Source organism: Candidatus Sulfotelmatobacter sp., from assembly GCA_035504415.1.
GTDB lineage: Bacteria > Vulcanimicrobiota > Vulcanimicrobiia > Vulcanimicrobiales > Vulcanimicrobiaceae > Vulcanimicrobium.
Genome location: DATJRY010000007.1, coordinates 279,194 through 285,583, shown reverse-complemented (window position 1 = coordinate 285,583; position 6,390 = coordinate 279,194). Strand labels below are relative to the sequence as shown.

Sequence of the window (6,390 nt, the reverse complement as noted above, 5' to 3'; positions counted from 1 at the left end):
TTGCGAATCGGTCAAGCGCCCGTCGTCGAGCACTTGGAGCAGCAGGTTGAAGACATCGGGATGCGCCTTCTCGATTTCGTCGAGCAGTACGACCGAGTACGGACGGCGGCGCACCGCTTCGGTGAGCTGACCGCCTTCTTCGTAGCCGACGTATCCGGGCGGTGCGCCGACCAGGCGCGAGACGGCGTACTTCTCCATGTACTCCGACATGTCGATGCGGATCATCGACTCGGCGTCGTCGAACATGAACTCGGCCAGCGAACGGGCGACCTCGGTCTTACCGACGCCGGTCGGTCCGAGGAAGATGAACGATCCGATCGGGCGCTTGGGATTCTTGAGTCCGGCGCGCGCGCGGCGAATCGCGCGGGTGACCGTGCCGATCGCCTGGTTCTGCCCGATGACGCGCTTGTGGAGCTGGTCCTCCATGCCGAGCAGCTTGGCCGTTTCGTGCTCGGCCAGCTTCGAGACGGGGATCTTCGTCCACGACGAGACGATGTGGGCGACGTCGGCTTCGGTCACCTTGATGACCTTGTCGGACTGGGCGCGCTTGTCGGCCCACTCCTGCTCGAGCCGCGTCTTCTCCAGCCGCAGCTTCTCCTCACGGTCGCGAATCGCAGCGGCCTTCTCGAACTCCTGCGACTTGACGACCGACTCTTTCTCGAGCTTGACCTGACGGATCTGGTTCTCGATTTCACGCACTTCGGGCGGCGGCAACGTCGCCTGCAAACGTACGCGCGAGGCCGCCTCGTCGATCAAGTCGACGGCCTTGTCGGGCAAGAAGCGATCGCTGATGTAGCGGTCGCCGAGCTTCGCCGCGGCCACCAGCGCCTCGTCGGTGATGGTGACCTTGTGGTGCGCCTCGTAGCGATCGCGCAGGCCCTTGAGGATCTCGACCGTCTCCTCGACCGTCGGCTCGCCGACCATGACCGGCTGGAACCGGCGCTCGAGCGCCGAGTCCTTCTCGATGTGCTTGCGGAACTCGTTGAGCGTCGTCGCGCCGATGCACTGCAGCTCGCCGCGCGCCAGCGCCGGCTTGATGATGTTCGAGGCGTCGATCGCGCCTTCGGCCGCGCCCGCACCGACCAGCGTGTGCAGCTCGTCGATGAACAGGATGATCTCGCCGGCGGCGCCGCGGATCTCGTCCATGACGCGCTTCATGCGCTCCTCGAACTCGCCGCGGTACTTGGTGCCCGCCACCAGACCGGCGAGGTCGAGCGTGATCACGCGCTTGTCGCGCAGCGGCTCGGGGACCTCGGTCTTGATGACGCGCTGCGCCAGGCCCTCGGCGATGGCCGTCTTGCCGACGCCGGGCTCGCCGATCAGGGCCGGATTGTTCTTGGTCCGGCGGCTGAGGATCTGGATGACCCGCTCGATCTCGGTCGCCCGGCCGATGACCGGGTCGAGCTTGTTCTCGCGTGCGAGCTGGGTGAGGTCGCGACCGTACGCGTCGAGCGTGGGAGTCTTCGACTTGCCCTTCGGAGCAGGCGGCTGGCCCTCGGCCCCCAGCAGGGAGGTCGTCTGCACGCGCACCTTGGCCGGGTCGACCCCCAGGTTGGTGAGCACGCGGGCGGCGACGCCCTCGCCCTCGCGGATCAGGCCCAGCAGCAGGTGCTCGGTGCCGATGTAGTTGTGGTTGAGCTGCCGAGCTTCTTCGAACGCCAGTTCGATAACGCGCTTGGCGCGCGGCGTGAAGACCATCTCTTGCTGGACGGTCTGGCCGCCTCGCCCCACGATCGCCTCGACCTCTTGGCGAACCTTGGCCAGGTTCACACCGAGGGTCTCGAGGACTTTGGCCGCGAGGCTCTCCCCCTCGGAGATGATCCCGAGCAGGATGTGCTCGGTCCCGATGTAGTTGTTCCCGAGCCGCTGCGCCTCTTCCTGAGCGAGCACGATGCTGCGCCGCGCGCGTTCGGTGAACGGTTCCCACATTGACATGACGTTCCGAAACTCCCCGAGCGGCCGTGCCGCTCCTGCCTCCAACCGGATCGGCTCCCTGAGGAGTCCGGTGCGGCCTTGGTGGTGGTTAAACCTTCGGCACGTTCGTTCAGTTTCAAACCCCTGGCCGAATGCAGCATGGAAGCAGGCACCGCAGGGGCGAACGGTGAGTCGACTTTTCCGCCGCCTGCGAGGACGCTGCAATTCACATCCTCGGACTGTTCACCGTTCCGCAGCTGCTCGATCAGCTCGTCAACGGCATCACCCTCGGAATGCTCTACATCCTGGTCGCCCTGGGGCTGAACATCATCCTGGGGCTCATGGGGGTGATCAACTTCTCCCACGGCGCCTTCTTCATGCTCGGCGCGTACGTCATGTACACGCTCTCGCCGCGGCTGGGCTTCTGGCCGGCGATTCCGGTCGCCGCCTTGCTGGTCGGGTTGCTCGGGATGGCGTTCGAATCGACGCTGATCCGCCCGCTCTACCGGCGCTTGCCGGAGTACACCCTGCTGCTGACGTTCGGGACGGCCTTGATCTTCACCGAGGTCGTCCGCCGTATCTGGGGCGACGACGCCGTACGCGTGAGCACGCCGGCGTACATGCCGGACTCGATCTCGCTGGGCAGCGTGCAGTTTCCGTTCTACCGGGACTTCCTGCTGGTCATCATCACGATCGTCATCCTGGCGGTCGTGTGGCTGCTGCTGAACAAGACCAACATCGGCATCATCATCCGCGCCGGCACCCGTGACGCCGAGATGGTCAAGATCCTCGGCATCAACATGCCGCTGATGTTCACCTTCGTGTTCGGCATCGGCTCGTTCATGGCGGGCCTGGCCGGGGCGCTGGCGGCGCCGATCTACGCGGTGCAGCCGCAGCTGGCCTCGCAGTGGATCGTGCTGACCTTCGTCATCGTCATCGTGGGCGGAATCGGCTCGTTCTGGGGCGCGATCGTCGGCGGCTTGCTGATCGGCATCGTCAGCAGTCTGGTGGCGCTGATCTGGGCACCGGCCGTCGACCTGAGCGGCTTCCTCATCATGGGCATCATCCTGCTGATCCGCCCGCGCGGCTTGTTCGGCGTCGAGGGGCTGTTCGAATGAAGCCACGGTCCCGGCTGTCCGCCGTCCTGCTGCACCCGCTGCTGTGGACGGCGCTGCTGTTCGTCGCGTTGCCCTTCGTCGCCGGCGCCAATCCGTTCGCGGGCCAGTGGAGCGGATTCGTCGGGATCGGCACGACGATGGTCATCTTCGCGCTCTTCGCGGGCGGCTTCAACTTGCTGTTCGGGCACGTCGGCGAGCTCTCGTTCGGCCACGCGATGTTCTTCACCATCGGCGCCTACGTGACGGCCCTGTTCGCCAACGGCTTCAACGTCCAGATTTTCGGCCTCACCGTGCAGCACGCGCCGACCGACAATCTGCTGCTGGCGCTGATCTTCTCGCTGGTGGCGGCGGTGCTGTGGGCCTGGGTGCTGGCGCGGCTGATCGTGCCGCGCTCGAGCGGCATCTACTTCTCGATGATCACGCTGGCGTTCGCACAGGTCGTCTTCTTCGTCACCTACGAGTGGAGCGACCTGACCGGCGGCGAGGACGGCCTGCAGGGCATTCCGCGGCCGACGATCCTCGGCTCGCACATGCTCAGCGAGACCTATCACTTCTACTGGTTCACGGCGATCGTCGTCTTCCTCGCGCTGTGCGTGCTGTACTGGATCGTCTCCTCGCCGTTCGGCAGCGTGCTGCACGCGATCCGCGAGAACAAGCAGCGCGCGCGCTTCCTGGGCTACGACGTCGACAAGTACCGCGTCAACGCGTTCGTCCTCTCCGCGGTCTTCCCGGCGATCGCCGGCTGGCTGTGGACCTACTACCAGCAGGCCATCAACCCCGACGCCGGCTCGGTCGAGTATTCCGGCAACGTCGTCATGATGTCGATGCTCGGCGGGATGCAGACGTTTCTGGGGCCGACGCTCGGCGCGTCGATCTACTACGAGATCCAGAACAACGTCTCGCAGCTCACCAAGTACTGGGAAGCCTGGATCGGCATCGTGTTCGTCTTCTTCGTACTGGTCGGACCGCGCGGGATCATGGGCCTGATCGACGACATCCGGCAATACGGGGCCGGCAACACGTTCCGGCGCCTGATCTCGCGGCGCGCGCGGGTCGAGACCGACGTTCGCGAAGAGCGGCCGCTGGTCGACGACGCGGTCGGCATGGACCGGGTGCAGTGATGGACTACGTCTTCAAGACCGAGGGGCTGACCCGCCGCTTCTCCGGCTTCACCGCCGTCAACGACGTCTCGATCGAGATTCCGACCGGAGGCGTGCGCACGATCATCGGACCGAACGGCGCCGGCAAGACGACCTTCTTCAACCTGCTCAGCGGGATGCTGCCGCCCTCGGCCGGCCGCATCTGGTTCAAGGACCGCGAGATCACGCGGCTGCCGTCCTATCAGCGCGCGCGGCTGGGCATCGCGCGCTCGTTCCAGATCACCAACATCTTCGCGCACCTGACGGTGGCCGAGAACGTCCGCCTGGCGGCGCAAGCCGTCAACGACGGGAAGGCCAGCTTCTTGTTTCCCTCGCGCCGCTTCGCCGGCATTCCGGCGACGACCGAGCGGCTTCTGAACGACGTCGGGTTGTGGGACGCGCGCGACACGCGCGCCGAGAACCTCTCGCACGGCGATCAGCGGCGGCTGGAGATCGGTCTGGTGCTGGCCAGCGATCCGCCGGTGCTGCTGCTCGACGAGCCGTTGGCCGGCATGTCGCCGACCGAGACGCACGCGACGGTCGACCTCATCCAGCGCGTTTCGCCCGGCCGCACGATCCTGCTCGTCGAGCACGACATCGACGTCGTCATGGCGATCTCGACGACGATCACCGTCTTCCAGACCGGCGCCGTGCTGGCGGTCGGAACGCCGACCGAGATCCGCGCCAACGAAGCCGTCCAACGCGCGTACCTGGGAGAGCTCGTATGATGGTCATGGACCGAGCGCAGCAGAATCACGCGTTCGCGGTACCGTCGTTGCGAGGTCGGACCGGGGGCCCCACGCAACGCGTGGGGGGCGCGCAGCCTCGGGCGGAGCGCCGTTAGAATGCTGCTTGAATTGGACCGGGTCAACGCGTACTACGAGAAGAGCCACGTGCTGCAGGACGTCTCGCTCGAGGTGGGCGCGGGCGAAGTCGTCGCGCTGCTCGGCCGCAACGGCTCGGGCCGCTCGACGACCTGCAAGGCCATCATGGGACTGGTCGCGGTGCGGATGGGCCAGATCCGCTTCAAGGGTGAGAACGTCACCAACAAGACGCCGTTCTCGCTGGCGCAGCACGGGATCGCGTTCGTCCCCGAGGACCGGCGCATCTTCCCGAACCTGACGGTCGGCGAGAACCTGCGGCTGGCGGCACTGGCCGGACGCAAAGGCCCGTGGACCGAGAAGCGCATCTACGAGTACTTCGCGGTGCTCGGCGAGCGGCGCGACAAGCCGGCGAAGCTCTCGGGCGGCGAGCAGCAGATGCTCGCGATCGCGCGCGCGCTGGTCGCCAACCCCGATATCATCCTGCTCGACGAGCCGATGGAAGGGCTCGCGCCGCTGATCGCACGCAACGTCGAGGACGTCGTGCGCTCGATCCGCGCCGAAGGCAACACGATCTTGTTGATCGAGCAGAACGCACAAGTCGCGATGAGCCTGTCGGACCGCGGCTACGTGCTCTCCAACGGCCGCATCGTCGGCGCGGGGACCATCGATCAGCTGCGCGCCGACGAAGCGATGATGCAGCGGTACTTGGCCGTGTGAGCGCGGCATGTACCGCGAGAGCCTCAGCCACGAGGAACGTCACCTCAGCACGCGCCTCGAGTCGTTCGGCGACATCGTCTTCGGCTTCTCGCTCTCGCTGAGCGCGCTGCAGCTCAGCGTCCCCACCCACGCCAGCGACTTGGGAGACCATCCCATTCGCTGGCTGTTGTACGGCGTGACGTTCGCGCTGCTGGTGACGTACTGGCTGCGCTATCACCGCATCATGTCGGTCGGCTTTCGCCCGCAGCAGATCGACCGCACGATGCTGTTCGCCTACCTCGCCTCGATCTCGCTGCTTCCCTACGGGCTGATCACCTTCTCGCGTTTGATGGACGGCACGGCTTTGGACGAGAAGGCCGGCTTCATGTTCTACGCGCTGCTGGTGTTCGCCATCGCGGCCACCGGCCTGGTCCTCGAATGGCGGGGCCTGCGCCGCTCGTACGCGGTCCTCGACGGCGCGCTGCGCGAGCGCGTGTGGCGAGCCGTCGTGCGGTCGTCGCTCAGCGCGGTCATCTTCGCCCTGGCCATCGCGATCGACGCGGTGAACGGCGTCCATTGGGCGTGGGTGCCCCTGGTCGCGCTCCCGTTCGCCAACCGGCTGGGCGGCTCGCGGCTGCGGGCGATCCCCGAGCGCTTGTTCGGGCGCGGAACTTCCGCGCCGTCCGGTGTATCGTAGAG

At 66.4% G+C, this 6,390-nt stretch carries 6 protein-coding genes; 5 read left to right on the top strand and 1 reads right to left on the bottom strand.

Annotated features, from left to right (window positions below; all coding sequences use genetic code 11):
- Positions 1–1,935 (bottom strand): ATP-dependent Clp protease ATP-binding subunit (locus tag VMD91_04490; GenBank protein ID HTW83316.1); only part of this gene is annotated, 1,935 nt, incomplete at its 3' end.
- Positions 1,936–2,138: 203 nt separating this feature from the next.
- On the opposite strand from VMD91_04490, the gene VMD91_04485 reads away from it, so the two are divergent.
- From VMD91_04485 to VMD91_04465, 5 genes are all read left to right on the top strand, one after another.
- Positions 2,139–3,032, top strand: coding sequence for a branched-chain amino acid ABC transporter permease (locus tag VMD91_04485; GenBank protein ID HTW83315.1), 894 nt, complete (start codon positions 2,139–2,141; stop codon positions 3,030–3,032).
- A complete protein-coding gene (locus VMD91_04480; GenBank protein HTW83314.1) occupies positions 3,029–4,153 on the top strand; it encodes a branched-chain amino acid ABC transporter permease in 1,125 nt (374 codons plus the stop codon). The genes VMD91_04485 and VMD91_04480 overlap by 4 nt, the downstream gene beginning before the upstream one ends.
- Positions 4,153–4,899 carry an ABC transporter ATP-binding protein gene (locus VMD91_04475; protein HTW83313.1) on the top strand — a complete coding sequence of 249 codons (747 nt, stop codon included), beginning with the start codon at positions 4,153–4,155 and terminating at the stop codon, positions 4,897–4,899. The genes VMD91_04480 and VMD91_04475 overlap by 1 nt, the downstream gene beginning before the upstream one ends.
- Before the next feature lie 117 nt (positions 4,900–5,016).
- Entirely contained in the window at positions 5,017–5,712 is a 696-nt protein-coding gene (locus tag VMD91_04470) for an ABC transporter ATP-binding protein (GenBank protein HTW83312.1), read from the top strand.
- 7 nt (positions 5,713–5,719) lie between these two features.
- Positions 5,720–6,388: a TMEM175 family protein gene (locus tag VMD91_04465; protein HTW83311.1), complete on the top strand. Its 669-nt coding sequence runs from the start codon at positions 5,720–5,722 to the stop codon at positions 6,386–6,388.
- The last annotated feature ends 2 nt before the right edge of the window (positions 6,389–6,390 follow it).